Origin of the sequence: Nocardiopsis sp. NPDC006198 (assembly GCF_040613895.1) — a bacterium.
GTDB classification, from domain to species: domain Bacteria; phylum Actinomycetota; class Actinomycetes; order Streptosporangiales; family Streptosporangiaceae; genus Nocardiopsis; species Nocardiopsis tropica.
In genome coordinates this window covers 25,854-39,283 of the sequence record NZ_JBEXSY010000061.1, presented here as the reverse complement: position 1 = coordinate 39,283, position 13,430 = coordinate 25,854, and the positions used below count along the sequence as shown (strand labels likewise).

Genomic DNA, 13,430 nt, shown 5'->3' with positions numbered 1-13,430 from the left:
GGCCCGCGCGAGCCCCCGCCCGCGCGCGGGCGGCCCGGGCGCGGCCGGGGGGGGCGACGGGCCCACTCGTTCCGGCGCCGTAACGAGGTGGCTCCCTGCGGCCGTGTCCCGGGCCGGGCCCGGGACACGGGCGACGCGGCGCGTCGTCGCGCCGGACCCTGCGGGGTGCCGGCGTCCGTGCCGCCCGTCGGCGGCGCGGACGCCGGAGGCCCCCTCCTGCCGCCCGGACGTCCCCGATCACACCGTCTGCATGCCGCCGTCCACGGGCAGGACCGCCCCCGTCACGTAGGAGGCGCGGTCGCTGAGGAGCCAGGCGGCCGCCTGGGCGATCTCATCGGGGTCGGCCGCGCGGCGCAGCGGGGTGCGGGCGTTGAGGTGGTCGATGATGCCCGGCGACCTCTCGTCCCAGCCGCGCATCATGTCGGTCAGCGTGGTGCCGGGGGCGATGGCGTTGACGCGGATGCCCTCCGGCCCGTAGGTGGCCGCCGCCGATTCGGTGAGGCTGTTGAGCGCCCGCTTCGCCGCACCGTAGGAGGGCAGCGCGGGGTTGCCCCTCAGGCTGCCGACGGAGGAGGTGTTGACGATGGCGCCGGTGCCGGAGGTGGCCCGGATGGCGGCCACCTGGGCGACCATGGCCGTCCAGGGGCCCCTGAGGTTCACGGCGTAGACGTGGTCGAAGTCGGCCTCGGTCGCCTGGTCCATCGGGCCGGGCGGCACGGCGGTCGCGCCGTTGTTGAAGGCGACGTCGAGGCGGCCGTACAGGGCCACGGCGCGGTCGACGGCGCCGCGGATGCTGTCGCCGTCGGCCAGGTCGCACACCGCGTGGTCGGCGGTTCCGCCCGCGGCCCTGATCTCCTCGGTCACCGCCTTCAGCTGTTCTTCGGTCCGGGCCGCGAGCAGCAACCTGGCGCCCTCCCGGGCGAACAGGCGGGCCGCGGCGGCGCCGATGCCGCGTCCGGCCCCGGTGACGAGGGCGACCTTGCCGGCCAGGAGGCCCGTGGCGGCGTGGGCGGGGGTGTCGGTGGTCTGTGCAGTGTTCATGGAGGTGAGCCTGGCGCGGACCGTGCGGCCGATCCAGGCACCGGCGGTACCTGGCTACCGCCCCCGGCCGGCGTGCACACTGGGGGCGTGGACAGAAGAGAGCTGGCAGGATTCCTGCGCGGCAGGCGTGAGCGCATCGCCCCTGCCGACGTGGGGCTGCCCGCCGGGCCGCGCCGCCGCACGCCGGGACTGCGTCGCGAGGAGGTGGCGCAGCTGGCGTACATCTCGACCGAGTACTACACGCGGCTGGAGCAGGCCCGCGGTCCGCGCCCCTCGGGCGAGGTGCTCTCGGGCCTCGCCCGGGCCCTGCGCCTGTCGGACGCCGAACGGGACCACCTGCACCACCTCGCCGGCGCGCCGCCCGGGCCGCCGGTCGGCCCCTCGCGCGAGGTGCGGCAGAGCATTCTCGACCTGCTGGGGCGCCTGCCGCAGGCCGCGGCAATCGTGCTGTCCGCGACCTACGAGGTGATCGCCTGGAACGACCTGGCGGCCGCCCTCCTGGGAGACTTCTCCGCACTGCCCCGGCACGAGCGCAACCTCGTGCGCCACGCCTTCCTCGCACCGCGCTCGGACACGCGGCTGCACGACCCCGCCGAGGCGGAGGCGTTCGCGCGCGCCGCGGCCGGGCACCTGAGGGCGGCCGCCGCCCGCTACCCCGACGACCCCGAGGTGGCCGCGCTGGTGGGCGACCTCCTCTCCGGCAGCGCGGAGTTCGCCCGGCTCTGGGCCGACCACGACGTGCGCACCGGTCCCGGCCTGCGCAAGACCCTCCGGCACCCGCTGCTGGGCGCCCTCACCCTCAACTGCGACGTCCTGGACATCGCCGACCGGGACCAGCGGGTCGTGATCTACACGGCCGACCCCGGCTCCCCGGCGGAGGAGGCGCTGCGCCTGCTGTCGGTGGTCGGCACGCAGCGCATGGACGTACCGGGCTGAGGCCGACCGGGCGGCTCCGGTGCTTCGGGGACCGGTTCGGACCGGCGGACGCAGCCCCGCCGGCCGGGGCTCCCGGCCCCGGGGTCAGGCGACCGGGGCGGGGGCCTGGGCGCCCATCCCCGACAGCAGCGCGTTGACGTCGCGCACGCACCCGCCGCACCCGGTGGTGGCCCGCGTGGTCTCGGCGATGGCCTCGCGGGTGCGCGCCCCGTCCAGCCAGGCCTGCTCGATGTCGGTGCGGGTGACCGCGTTGCAGCGGCACACCGGCGCCTCCGCGACCGCGCCCTGCCCCTCGGGGGCGGCGGTCGGCAGCCCCTGCAGCAGGGCCAGCCGGTCGGCGGGCACCGGGGCGCCGGTGTCGAAGAGCTGGGACAGCGTCGCCGCGGCCTCGGGGAACCCCAGGAGCACCGCGCCCACCACCTTCTCCTCGCACACCGACAGCTTGGCGTAGCGCCCGCCGTAGGGGTCGCTGATGGTGACCGTCTCCAGCCCTTCGGCGTCGTCGGACTCGTGCACCCTGCCGAACGCGGTCAGCTCGATGCCCTCGGCCTTGAGCCGGGTCAGCGGCCGGGCCCCGGTGTAGAGGGCGTTCGGCGCCGTTCCGGTGAGCCGCCGGGCCAGGACGCCCGCCTGCTCCCAGCCGGGCTGGACCAGGCCCGCGCCGCCGCCCGGGTGCTGGGCGCAGTCGCCGATGGCGTGCACGCGGGCGTCGGAGGTGGACAGGGCGTCGTCCACCAGGATGCCGTGCTCGACCCCGATCCCCGCGTCCGCGGCCAGTTCGGTGTTGCCGCGCACCCCGGCGGTGACCACCAGGGCGTCGCCGGGCAGGATCCGGCCGTCGTCCAGTTCCAGGCCGGTGCCCGGGATCCACCGGGAGGCCACCCGCCAGGAGTGCACGGCCACGCCCAGGGCGGAGTAGCGGTCGGCCAGGATCCGGGCGGCGGGCTGGTCGATCTGGCGGCGCATGATCCAGGGGGAGGACTCCACCACCGACACCCGGGCGCCGCGTCCCACCAGGCCGCGCGCGGCCTCCAGGCCCAGGACCCCGCCGCCCAGCACCACCACGGGCGCGCCGGGCCGGGCCAGGGCCAGCAGGCGGTGGCAGTCGGCCAGGTCGCGCAGGGCGGTCACCCCCTCCCCCGGCGCCCCGTCCGGCGCGGTCGCCCCGGTGATCGGCGGGAAGGCGGCGCGCGCGCCGGTGGCCAGGACCAGTTCGTCGTAGGCCAGGTGGCTGCCGTCGTCCAGGGCGACGGTGCGCCGCTCGGTGTCCAGGGCGGTGGCCGTGACGCCGGTGCGCACGGTCACCCCCGGGGTGTCGGGGACGGGGAGCCGGATCTGGTCGGCGCTGTAGTCGCCCGCGACGATCCCCGACAGCAGGACCCGGTTGTAGGCGGCGTGGGGCTCGGTGCCGACCACGCTCACGTGGACGCGCTCGCCCTTGGGGTCCAGGCGCGCCACCTCCTCGGCGAAGCGGGCTCCGACCATGCCGTTGCCGACGACCACGATCTGACGCGGGGACGCGCCCTGCACGGTGCTCAACTTCTGCCTCCTGGTGTGGGGTGTGCGCTCCCGGGCTGCGTCGGCCGGGTGGACGGGTGCGGTGCGGGCGGCGGCGCCCGCGGCGGACGGGATCAGGGCTCGGGTTCCAGGCGCACGGCGCTGACCTTGAACTCGGGCATGCGGCTGGTGGGGTCCAGGGCCGGGTTGGTGAGGTTGTTCGCGGACTGGTCCCCGGCGAAGTGGAAGGGCAGGAACACGGTGTCCAGGCGCGCGGTGGGCGACAGGCGCACCCTGGCACGGGTGCGGCCGCGCCGGGAGGTGACGCGGGCCCAGTCCCCCGCGGCCAGTCCGGCGCGGGCGGCCGTGTCCGGGTGCACCTCCACGTACGCCTCCGGCTCGGCCCGCCCCAGTTCGGGGACGCGGCGGGTCTGGGCGCCGGACTGGTAGTGGCCCATGAGCCGCCCCGTCGTGGCGACCAGCGGGTAGTCGGCGTCGGTGGCCTCGGCCGGGGGCCGGTGGGACACCGCGTGGAACCGGGCGCGGCCGTCGGGGTGGGCGAAGGAGTCCAGGAACAGGCGGGGCGTGGGCGCGGCGTCCGCGCGCACCGGCCAGTACAGGGCCTCGCCGGAGTCGAGCCGTGCGGGGGTGACCCCGGAGTAGTCGGCGGCGCCCCCCGCGGAGGCGCGGCCCAGCTCGGCCAGGACGGTGTCGGGGTCGGTGGCGAAGCGCTCGGGGGGCTGGCCCAGCCGCACGGCCAGGTCGGAGAGCACCTGGAGGTCGGTGCGCACCCCGGGGGGCGGCTCGGCGGCCCGGTTGCGGCGCAGGACGCGCCCCTCCAGGTTGGTCATGGTCCCCGACTCCTCCGCCCACTGGGCGACGGGCAGGACGACGTCGGACATCGCGGCGGTCTCCGACAGGACGAAGTCGGCGGTGACCAGGAGGTCCAGGGAGGCCAGGCGGGAGCGTACGCGGCCGCTGTCGGGGGCGGAGACCGCCGGGTTGGAGCCGAACAGCAGCATGGCGCGCGGCCCCCCGGCGGTGCCCAGGGCGTCCAGGAGCTCGAAGGCGGATCGGCCCGGCCCGGGCAGGGTGTCGGGTTCCACGCCCCACACCCCGGCGACGTGGGCGCGGGCGGCGGGATCGTCGATCCGGCGGTAGCCGGGGAGCTGGTCGGCCTTCTGGCCGTGCTCGCGCCCGCCCTGGCCGTTGCCCTGCCCGGTGATGCACCCGTAGCCGGAGCCGGCGCGGCCGGGCAGGCCCAGGGCGAGGGAGAGGTTGATCCACGCCGAGACGGTGTCGGTGCCCTTGGCGTGCTGCTCGGTGCCGCGCCCGGTCAGGACGTAGGCGGAGCGGTTGCGCGCGGCGGCGCCGAGCAGGTCGGCGGCGGCCCGGATGTGCGCGGCGGGCACGCCGGTGACCTGTTCGGTGTGCTCGGGCCACCATGCGGCGGCGTGCTCCCAGGCGGCCTCGAAGCCGGTGGTGCGGGAGGCGACGAACTCCTCGTCCACCCATCCCCCGACGCGGACGGCGTGGAGCAGGCCCAGGGCCAGGGCGAGGTCGGTGCCGGGGCGGGGAGCCAGGTGCAGGCCGCCGTTGTCGAGGGCGACCTGGGCGGTGGCCGAGCGGCGCGGGTCGACGACCAGGAGGGCGGGCGCGGACAGGTGGCCCATCATCGGCGGCATGGTCTCGGCGGGGTTGGCCCCGGCCAGCAGGACCGCCTCGGCCCCGCCGACGTCGGAGAGGGGGAAGGGCATCCCCCGGTCCAGGCCGAAGGCCCGCATGCCCCCGGCCGCGGCCGAGGACATGCAGAACCGGCCGTTGTAGTCGATCTGGGAGGTGCCCAGGGCCAGGCGCGCGAACTTGCCCAGGGTGTAGGACTTCTCGTTGGTGAGCCCGCCGCTGCCGAACACCGAGACGGTGTCGGGTCCGGACTCGGCGGCCAGGGCCAGCAGGCGCTCGGCCACGTGGTCCAGGGCGGTGTCCCAGTCCGTCTCCACCAGGTCCGAGTCGCGGTCCTTGCGCATCAGGGGGCGGGTGAGGCGGTCGGGGACGGTGAGGACCTCGGCGGAGGTCCACCCCTTGCGGCACAGTCCGCCACGGTTGGTGGGGAAGGGGGCCGGGCGGGCGGCCAGGCGCCCGTCCGGCCCGGGCTCCAGGCGCATGGCGCACTGCAGCGCGCAGTAGGGGCAGTGGGTGGTGGTCATCGCGTGGTGGTCTCCGCCGCGTCGGCCGCCGGTGCGGCGGTTCCGGCGGCCCGGGCGCCCTCGGGGGTGCGGGCGGGCTTGCGCAGGTAGACGGCCCAGGTGACCAGCGCGCACAGCAGGTAGAAGGCGCCGAAGGCCAGGAAGGCGGGCGCGGTCGACCCGGTGGCGGTGAACGACTCGCGGAAGGTCACGTTGATGGCGACCCCGCCCAGCGCCCCGACGGCGCCGATCAGTCCGAGCATGGAGGAGGAGACGCGCTTGGTCCGGGCCAGGGCCTCCTCGCGGGGCTCGCCCGCGGCGATGGCGTCCTCCGCCTTGGCGGCGTAGATGGACGGGATCATCTTGTAGGTGGAGCCGTTGCCCAGGCCGGTCAGGACGAACATGACCGCGAACGCGCCGATGAACAGGCCCAGCTGGGAGGCCTGGACGGCCAGGACGAGCACGGCGGCGCAGGCGGTCATGGCGGCGAAGACCCACAGGGTGACGCGGGCGCCGCCCAGGGAGTCGGCCATGCGTCCGCCGACCGGGCGGATGAGGGAGCCGATGACGGGCCCCAGGACGGCGATCCCGGCGGACTGGACGGGGGCCAGGCCGAACTGGGCCTGGAGCAGGAGCCCGAAGGCGAACCCGGTGCCGATGAACGACCCGAAGGTGCCGATGTAGAGCAGCGACATGATCCAGAAGTGGCGGTCACGCGTGGCCGAGAGCTGCGCGGGGATGTCGCTGCGCACGTTGACCAGGTTGTTCATGGACCGCCACGCCCACCAGGCGGCGAGGAGGATCAGCGGGGCGTAGAAGAGGGGGACCAGCTGCCCGGCGGAGGTGGTGAACAGGGCGATGACGGCCAGGCCCACGAGCTGGACGGTGGCGACCCCGATGTTGCCGCCGCCGGCGTTCAGGCCCAGCGCCCACCCCTTCTCCCGTTCGGGGAAGTAGGAGTTGATGTTGGCCATGGAGGAGGAGAAGTTGCCGCCGCCCAGGCCGGCGGTGGCGGCCAGGGCCAGCATCAGCCAGAAGGGCGTGTCGGGGTTCTGGACGAGGAAGAACGCCGCGCCCGTGGGGATCAGGAGCAGGGCGGTGGAGACGATGGTCCAGTTGCGGCCGCCGAAGATCGGCACGGCCAGGGTGTAGGGCACGCGCAGGATCGCGCCGACCAGGGTGACCGCCGACAGGAGCAGGAACTTCTGCTCGGGTGTGGTGGAGAAGCCGTGTTCGGGGAGCATGAACAGCACGAGGACCGACCAGATGCTCCACACGGAGAACCCGATGTGCTCGGAGGCGATGGAGGCCCACAGGTTGCGGCGGGCCACGGGACGGCCCTCGCTGTTCCAGAACCCCTCGTCCTCGGGGTCCCAGCGGGAGATCCAGCTCTTACCGGTGCGCTGGGCGCGCTGGCCAGACGTCACGACCGGGCCTTCCTTCTCGACGGCTGATGGCGGATTCGACGGATACCGATGAAACCGAAGGTAGGAAGCCCGCGTTGCCTGGACGTGTCGGGCCGTAACACGCGGGAAACAGTCGGCTCACCCGGGCGCCGTGCGGGCGGTGAGGCCGACGTTCTCGCAGGTGGGGGTCGTGGCCTCGGTGCGGGGGTGTGGCAGGGGACACGTCGGGTCGGTCAGTCCTTCTTGTCGTCGCCCCCGGCGTCCGTGTCGCCGTCGGTCTCCTCGCCCTCGTCCCGGTCCTCGTTCTCGGCGCCGTCGTCCTCGGGCTCGTCGCCGCCGCCGGTGAACGAGCCGAGAGCGACGCCGAGGGCCAGGCCGATGCCGATGCCCAGGGCCAGGTTGTCCATGACCAGACCGAAGGCGGCGCCGAGGGAGAGCCCCAGGGCCAGGCCGATGCCGATGTTGTTCTTCGTGCTCATGCGTTCCTCGTGTCCGGTGGCGGCCGGGGCCGTGTCGTCCGCACACGCCCCGTGATTCCCAGGCGTCACAAAGGTAGCGTGGTCGGCGTTCTCGTCCCACTCGGAGACGAACAGGTGGGTACCCGCCCCGGTTCCCCGTCCGGTGGACGGATGTTGCGAGGCGGGCGCGGGGCCGTCCGCCCCGGGGCGGGGGCGGGCAGGGCCTCCCGTCGGAGGGCGTCAGTCGAGCGGCGGCACGGGCGACCGCGTCCGGCGTGCGCGGAAACGGGGCCGGGCGGCACCCCTCGGACCCGTTCCGGTTGCACAGCACTCTCCTTTCACACTTTTGCCCTTCGGCAACCGATTTCGCATTAATATACAAACCGGAAGAATGTAATAAATAAACGTAGCGTCGATGGCATAACTGAACCATGGAGTGAAATCAATCGGTTTTTGGCCGTTCTCGGCCATGGGTGGTGTCCTTCGTCCGGGAGTGGAGGGTGTGGTTGCGATGCCGCCCGCGGAAGGGGTGGGGGAACCGGCCGGTCAGGGGATTGCGGTCGCCTCGGGGTTCCATGGTTCGAGGGGAAGGGCGGCAGGGGCTCCCATTTCGACGTCTGTTTGACCGTTCCCGGCCACCGTTCGCACGCCGACGAGAGCACAGGTCCCCGCTTACTTTGGGAGCGTTCCCATATTTGCGAGCGAACGGATGGACTCCCATGGCCACGACTCTCTCGGCGCTCGGCCGCCTGCCCTTGACGGCTGCCGCCTTCCTGGCACTGCTCGTCGCCGTCGCCGCCCCGGCGTCCGCCGACACCACCGTCCCGGAGCGCTCCGGGGCCGATGACGCGGTGAGCGCGGCGCACGTCTACGACGGCGCCGACCCCCAGGCCACCGGATGCAGCGCCGGTGCCACCACCGCGGCCCAGGCCACCCGAGACGGCATGACCTTCCAACTGCGCTGGTCGCCCTCCTGTCAGACCAACTGGGTCCGCATCCTCAACTACCCGGGCAATGTCCCGCCGTCCCAGCGCGACGGGTTGTGGATGGACGTGCACGACAGGGACCGCCCCCACAAGGAGTCCTTCACCGGCTCCACCAGCATCTCGGGCACGCGCTGGGGCAACATGGTCTACTCCCCTGGCGACAACTGCACCTGGGGCATGATCAACTACTCGAACGTCTTCTTCGACCCGAACTACGGCCACTACGACCTGTCCCTGCTGAGCAGCTCCTGCTGAGCAGAGCCGGGAGGAGCCCGTCCCAGCGCGGCCCCAGGACACGGTGCGGCCGTGCGCACGGCGGTGCCGCGGGGACGGGGCGGGCGACACCGCGGGCGCCCGCGCCGGCGGCCGGGCCCTCGCGGAGTACCGCGCGGGCCCGGGCCTCCCGGCGGAGGGCGTCAGTCGAGCGGCGCGACGACGTGCTTGCGGGCGCTGTCGTAGATGATCTGGCTGCGGAAGCTCGTCACCTCCCGCCGCTGGGTGAGCCGGTCGATGAGGAAGCTGTGCAGAGTGTCCAGCGAGGGCACCGACACGTGCACGAGGAAGTCCTGTTCGCCGGCCACCACGTAGACCGCCAGCACCTCTGGCAGGGCGAACATCGCCGCCTTGAACCCCTCGATGACCTGGCGGCTGGGCGGGCGCAGCTGCACCGACACGAACGCCTCCACCGGCCTGTTGAGCGCGGCCGGGTCGATGTCGGCGTGGTAGCCGCGGACGACCCCGCGCCGGTGCAGCAGCCGGACCCGTTCCAGGCAGGTGGAGGGGGCCACGCCGAGTTTCTGGGCGAGGGAGCGGTTGGTCTGCCGCGCATCCTGCTGGAGTTCGCGCACGATCGCCGAATCTAGTTCGTCCATGCCCTCCAGCCTAGAAGCCGTGGCGAATAGTGTTCGGAACCAGCCCCCAACCCGCGTGCTTATGGCTAGTTTCTGGACGGCTGGAACGTCATATGAACGGGGAAATCATGACCATGGACACCAAGCTCGTCGTCATCCTGCGCGAGGACCTGCCTCCCGCGATCGCCGCCAACGCCGGCGTGGTGCTCGGGCTGGCACTGGGCGGACGCCTGGAGAACTCCGTGGCCGCCGACACCAAGGACGCGGACGGCGGGGTGCACGCCGGGCTCAACCCCCACCCGGTGCCGACGCTGGTCGCCTCCGGCGAGCGGCTGCGCGAGATCAAGGCCGGGGCGGACGAGCAGGACCTGACCGTGGTGGGGTTCAACGAGGTGGCCCGCCGGTCCCGCGACTACGGCGCGTACATGGACGCGCTCGCCGCCACCCCGGCGAGTGACCTGGAGTACGCGGGCGTGGCGCTCCACGGCCCCCGCACCGTGGTCAACAAGCTCACCCGGCAGCTGCCCCTCATGCGCTGAGGCCGGGGCGCGCACCCGGCGGCCGACCCGCGCCGGGCGGGCCGTGGTGGGACACCCGGCCACTCGTGTGGCACGGTGGCACTGTGAGATCCCTGGTGGAAGTCCTCGACCCCTCCACGGCCCCGCACGCCGACCTGGCAGCGTGGGCCTCGGTCTACGCCGACGGGCAGAGCGAGGTGTCCGGCAGCGCTCCCGAACCGGAGGCCCTGGTGCGGCAGCTGCTCCGGACACCGGCCGGGGAGGCGTGGCGCTGGTCGGCCCGGGCGGCGCCGGGCGATCCGGTCCAGGGGGTGGCGGAACTGCGCCGCCAGCCGCACGACGTGAGGCTCGGCTTCCTGCGCCTCTTCGTCGACCGGGCGGCGCGCCGTCGGGGGCTGGGACGGGCCCTGCGGGAGGCGGCCGCCGCCGAGGCGCGCTCCCTGGGCGTGGTGGGACTCCAGAGCACGGTGCTGGCCGGGCCCCCGGGGGAACCCTTCGCCAACAGCAGCCCCTACCTGCGCACCCTGCTGCGCCTGGAGCTCCAGAGGCAGTACCTGGACGAGGAGACCCTGCGGCGCTGCTGGGGCGTCGCCTCCAGGCCCAGGCCCGGATACCGGCTCACCCACTGGCTGGATGAGGCCCCCGACGCCCTGGCGGCGTCCTTCGGTCGGGTGCTGGACCACGTGCTCGACTCCCCCGGGGCGATCCTCCAGACGGGTGCGCGCAGCTGGGGCGCGGACCAGGTGCGCGAGTGGGAGCGCCGGATGACCGACGACGGCTCGCGCCTGGTGGTGGGGGCGGCGCTGGACCGCACCACCGACGAGGTGGTCGCCGCCACGGTGAGCACGGTGACGCGGGGCCCGGTGGCCGACCAGCACGACACGGCCGTCCTGCCCGGGCACCGGCGCCGGGGCCTGGCCAGCCGGGTCAAGGCCACCCAGGCACTGCGCGTTCACGACCTGTTCCCGCACGTGGAGGCCATGGCGGTGACCATCAACCGGGAGAACGCCCCGATGCTGGCGGTCAACCGCTCCCTGGGCTACCAGAGGGTCAGCGAGCGGCTGCTCGTGGAGGAGTCGCTGGTCCACGAGGGGTGAGGCGCGGTCGCGGCGCGGCCGGGTTCCGGGGGCCGGTGTCCTGGCGGCGCGGTGTTCCGGCTGCTCAGTCGCGGTAGCGTGCCGTGAGCGCCTCCAGCTCCTCCAGGGAGGCCACGCGTTCGACCTCGGCCTCGGTGAGCTGGTTGATCATGTGCCGGTAGCCGTGCGCCTGCTCCCTGGTGGGCAGGCCCCCCGCGTGGAGCAGGTGCAGTCCCAGCTCCATGCCGCACACCGCCCGCGGCTGCACCCGGTGGGGGCGGCTCGCCACCGACCAGGCCACCCGGACGGCGTGCTCGTTGCCCGGCGGCACCCCGGGGCGGTCGACCTCGCGGGCCGCGTAGCGGAATCCGTCGGCCAGGTCGCAGGGGACGCAGCCGCGTTCGCCCGACCCCAGGCTCTCGCCACAGTCCTCGCAGGTCAGGCGGGTGAGCGCGGCGTCCACCACGCGCCACTCGAACTGGTCGGGGCCCTCGGCCACCAGCCGGGCCAGGTCCTGTTCCTCCGGGCTGCCCGGCTCGGCGCCCCAGGCCGAGCACACCCGCGACCAGGCCCGCTCGATCTCCGCGCCGATCAGCTCCATGGCCTCGGCCAGTTCCCGGCTGCGCCACCGCCGGCGCGTGCTCCCCATACGGGCACGCTAACCCGGACCCCTTCGGGGCGCGAGGGGATTTCCGCCCTCGCACGGGGAACCGTGCGGGATGCTGGACTCTCCTATCCGCAGGGGTTTCCCGCCCCTGTCACGTGAAAGGCGGCGCACAGTGGAGTTCGACCCGGCGATGTTGGCCGACGAGGGGTCCAAGGTCCTCGTGCAGGAGATGACCCGGACCGGCTGGGAGCTGGTGAAGGGCGGTTTCGCCCGGGTGTTCGGCCGCGGCGAGGCCGACGAGGCGACCCTCGCCGAGCTGGAGACCTCGCGCGAGGAGGTCCTGGAGGAGGACGAGGAGCTGACCGAGAGCGTGCGGGGGATGTGGAAGGTGCGGCTGCGCCAGCGCCTGAAGAACGACCCCGAGGCCGTCGCGGAGCTGCGCGCCCTCCTGGACGAGATAGCGCCCGAGCCGGAGAGCCGGGGCGGCGTCACCAACATCCACCACGGCGACGTCCGGGACCAGGGCATCCTCATCCAGGCCGGGAGCATCGAGGGCGGCGTCCACCGCCACACCTACCAGGGCGATCACTTCGACATGCGCGGCGCGAAGGCCGGCGGCGACGTGATCGGGACCCAGTACAACGACGGAAACCGCCGCCGGAAGAGCTGACCACGTGGGCAAGAAGAAGAAAAAATCCCCCAAGAGGTCCGGCTCGCGCGTCGACATGCGCGAGCCGGTGCCCCGGCGGGACGCCATCGGGGTGCCTACGAGGCGGGTGTCCACGCGACGCTGATCAGCGGTTCGTTCAGCGTTTATCGGATGGAGGACCCCTCCCCCGAAGTCGGCTACGTGGAGACACCCAAAGGCACCCTCTACGTCGAGAGCCCGGAATCCGAATCCATGATGCAAATGTACGATCGGCTGTGGGACGCCTCCCTCCCGGCTGAGGCATCGGTCGAGTTCATCACGACCCTCAGCAAGGAACTCAGGTGAGCGACGAGAATCCGCAGGCCGCCACTCCATCGGAATTGGAGAGGGCTGCCTGGCGCATCAGCAGCTTCAGCGCCGACCGGGGCGGAAGCTGTGTCGAGGCCGGTCCGCTGAACGACGGGACGGGCCGGGTCGCGGTCCGCCACAGCCACTTCCCCGACGGTGCGACGATCCTCTACACCCGCCAGGAGTGGGAGGCCTTCACCCGGGGCGTCCGCGCCGGAGAATTCGACTTCCCGGAGTAGGTCCGTGGCGCGGGGTCGGGCCCGCCGACCTGGAACCCCTCAGACCCGGTGGCCGTCGAGGGAGCAGGCGTACAGGTACAGGAGCGCGTTCATGGACGTGCCGCCGACCAGCTTGCGCTCCCGGACGAGTGCGGGGACCCGGTCCAGGGCGACCCACTCGATGCGCTCCGCCTCCCAGGTGTCGGTGGGCTCCCCCACCTGTTCGGCCCGGTCGGCGACGAACACGTGGTGCTCGCTGTCCATCAGCCCGTGGGAGGGCTGGGCGTACACCAGCGGCCGCAGCGGGCCGGGCCGCCACCCCGTCTCCTCCTCGACCTCGCGGGCCGCGGCCGCCTCGGGGGCCTCTCCCTCGTGCAGGCCGCCCATGGGGATCTCGTAGGTCCAGGTGTCGGTGATGAACCGGTGCCGCCACAGGAGCAGCACGTTGCCGTTCCCGTCCCGCACCACCGCCCCGGCCCCGCCCCGGGTGCGGATCAGCCTGTGGCCGAACCGCTTCCCGCCGGGCAGCTCGACGTCGGCGACGCGGACGTCGAGCCACGGGTCGGTGTAGAGGGGCTTCTCCGAGTGGACGGTCCAGCGCACGAGTGCTCTCCCGGTGAACGAGGGTGGTGGCCGCCGACGGCGACGCCGTG

Annotated in this window: 15 protein-coding genes; 7 read left to right on the top strand and 8 right to left on the bottom strand. The window is 73.7% G+C overall.

Annotation, left to right across the window (positions count from 1 at the left end):
- Positions 1–237 precede the first annotated feature (237 nt).
- A complete protein-coding gene (locus tag ABZ234_RS27980) occupies positions 238–1,041 on the bottom strand; it encodes an SDR family oxidoreductase (RefSeq protein WP_355014012.1) in 804 nt (267 codons plus the stop codon).
- A gap of 87 nt (positions 1,042–1,128) precedes the next feature.
- Here ABZ234_RS27980 and ABZ234_RS27975 point away from each other — a divergent pair, with 87 nt between their 5' ends.
- Entirely contained in the window at positions 1,129–1,977 is an 849-nt protein-coding gene (locus tag ABZ234_RS27975; protein ID WP_355014011.1) for a helix-turn-helix transcriptional regulator, read from the top strand.
- Positions 1,978–2,061: 84 nt separating this feature from the next.
- On the opposite strand, the gene ABZ234_RS27970 is transcribed toward ABZ234_RS27975, so the two are convergent.
- The 4 genes from ABZ234_RS27970 to ABZ234_RS27955 form a co-directional block, all read right to left on the bottom strand.
- Positions 2,062–3,516, bottom strand: coding sequence for an FAD-dependent oxidoreductase (locus ABZ234_RS27970; protein WP_355014010.1), 1,455 nt, complete (start codon positions 3,514–3,516; stop codon positions 2,062–2,064).
- A 92-nt stretch (positions 3,517–3,608) separates the two neighbouring features.
- Positions 3,609–5,681: a molybdopterin oxidoreductase family protein gene (locus ABZ234_RS27965; RefSeq protein ID WP_355014009.1), complete on the bottom strand. Its 2,073-nt coding sequence runs from the start codon at positions 5,679–5,681 to the stop codon at positions 3,609–3,611.
- Entirely contained in the window at positions 5,678–7,087 is a 1,410-nt protein-coding gene (locus ABZ234_RS27960) for a nitrate/nitrite transporter (protein WP_355014008.1), read from the bottom strand. Before ABZ234_RS27960 ends, ABZ234_RS27965 begins: the two co-directional genes overlap by 4 nt.
- 212 nt (positions 7,088–7,299) lie before the next feature.
- Positions 7,300–7,545 carry a hypothetical protein gene (locus tag ABZ234_RS27955; protein ID WP_267950592.1) on the bottom strand — a complete coding sequence of 82 codons (246 nt, stop codon included), beginning with the start codon at positions 7,543–7,545 and terminating at the stop codon, positions 7,300–7,302.
- A 698-nt stretch (positions 7,546–8,243) separates the two neighbouring features.
- On the opposite strand from ABZ234_RS27955, the gene ABZ234_RS27950 reads away from it, so the two are divergent.
- Positions 8,244–8,765: a DUF2690 domain-containing protein gene (locus ABZ234_RS27950; protein ID WP_355014007.1), complete on the top strand. Its 522-nt coding sequence runs from the start codon at positions 8,244–8,246 to the stop codon at positions 8,763–8,765.
- A 161-nt stretch (positions 8,766–8,926) separates the two neighbouring features.
- On the opposite strand, the gene ABZ234_RS27945 is transcribed toward ABZ234_RS27950, so the two are convergent.
- The gene (locus ABZ234_RS27945) at positions 8,927–9,382 is read right to left on the bottom strand and encodes an Lrp/AsnC family transcriptional regulator (protein WP_267949987.1); all 456 of its coding nucleotides are present in this window, start codon (positions 9,380–9,382) and stop codon (positions 8,927–8,929) included.
- A 107-nt stretch (positions 9,383–9,489) separates the two neighbouring features.
- On the opposite strand from ABZ234_RS27945, the gene ABZ234_RS27940 reads away from it, so the two are divergent.
- The gene (locus ABZ234_RS27940) at positions 9,490–9,900 is read left to right on the top strand and encodes a DUF2000 domain-containing protein (protein WP_267950380.1); all 411 of its coding nucleotides are present in this window, start codon (positions 9,490–9,492) and stop codon (positions 9,898–9,900) included.
- 83 nt (positions 9,901–9,983) lie between these two features.
- A complete protein-coding gene (locus tag ABZ234_RS27935; RefSeq protein WP_355014006.1) occupies positions 9,984–10,976 on the top strand; it encodes a GNAT family N-acetyltransferase in 993 nt (330 codons plus the stop codon).
- Between the two features lie 64 nt (positions 10,977–11,040).
- Here ABZ234_RS27935 and ABZ234_RS27930 read toward each other — a convergent pair whose 3' ends face one another.
- Positions 11,041–11,604: a hypothetical protein gene (locus ABZ234_RS27930; RefSeq protein WP_355014005.1), complete on the bottom strand. Its 564-nt coding sequence runs from the start codon at positions 11,602–11,604 to the stop codon at positions 11,041–11,043.
- A 130-nt stretch (positions 11,605–11,734) separates the two neighbouring features.
- On the opposite strand from ABZ234_RS27930, the gene ABZ234_RS27925 reads away from it, so the two are divergent.
- From ABZ234_RS27925 to ABZ234_RS27915, 3 genes are read left to right on the top strand one after another with little or no spacing between them, the layout of a single operon-like run.
- A complete protein-coding gene (locus tag ABZ234_RS27925; RefSeq protein WP_355014004.1) occupies positions 11,735–12,232 on the top strand; it encodes a hypothetical protein in 498 nt (165 codons plus the stop codon).
- Between the two features lie 24 nt (positions 12,233–12,256).
- Positions 12,257–12,556: a Scr1 family TA system antitoxin-like transcriptional regulator gene (locus ABZ234_RS27920; RefSeq protein WP_355014013.1), complete on the top strand. Its 300-nt coding sequence runs from the start codon at positions 12,257–12,259 to the stop codon at positions 12,554–12,556.
- Complete coding sequence (locus ABZ234_RS27915; RefSeq protein ID WP_355014003.1) at positions 12,553–12,798, top strand: DUF397 domain-containing protein; 246 nt, start codon at positions 12,553–12,555, stop codon at positions 12,796–12,798. The genes ABZ234_RS27920 and ABZ234_RS27915 overlap by 4 nt, the downstream gene beginning before the upstream one ends.
- Positions 12,799–12,837: 39 nt before the next feature.
- Here the strand turns inward: ABZ234_RS27915 and ABZ234_RS27910 are convergent, their stop codons facing one another.
- Entirely contained in the window at positions 12,838–13,380 is a 543-nt protein-coding gene (locus ABZ234_RS27910) for an NUDIX domain-containing protein (protein WP_355014002.1), read from the bottom strand.
- Between the last annotated feature and the right edge of the window lie 50 nt (positions 13,381–13,430).

Coding starts and splice junctions, on each gene's coding strand:
- ABZ234_RS27980 (WP_355014012.1), bottom strand. CDS start 1,041: ATGAACACTGCACAGACCACCGACACCCCCGCCCACGCCGCCACGGGC.
- ABZ234_RS27965 (WP_355014009.1), bottom strand. CDS start 5,681: ATGACCACCACCCACTGCCCCTACTGCGCGCTGCAGTGCGCCATGCGC.
- ABZ234_RS27955 (WP_267950592.1), bottom strand. CDS start 7,545: ATGAGCACGAAGAACAACATCGGCATCGGCCTGGCCCTGGGGCTCTCC.
- ABZ234_RS27950 (WP_355014007.1), top strand. CDS start 8,244: ATGGCCACGACTCTCTCGGCGCTCGGCCGCCTGCCCTTGACGGCTGCC.
- ABZ234_RS27945 (WP_267949987.1), bottom strand. CDS start 9,382: ATGGACGAACTAGATTCGGCGATCGTGCGCGAACTCCAGCAGGATGCG.
- ABZ234_RS27940 (WP_267950380.1), top strand. CDS start 9,490: ATGACCATGGACACCAAGCTCGTCGTCATCCTGCGCGAGGACCTGCCT.
- ABZ234_RS27930 (WP_355014005.1), bottom strand. CDS start 11,604: ATGGGGAGCACGCGCCGGCGGTGGCGCAGCCGGGAACTGGCCGAGGCC.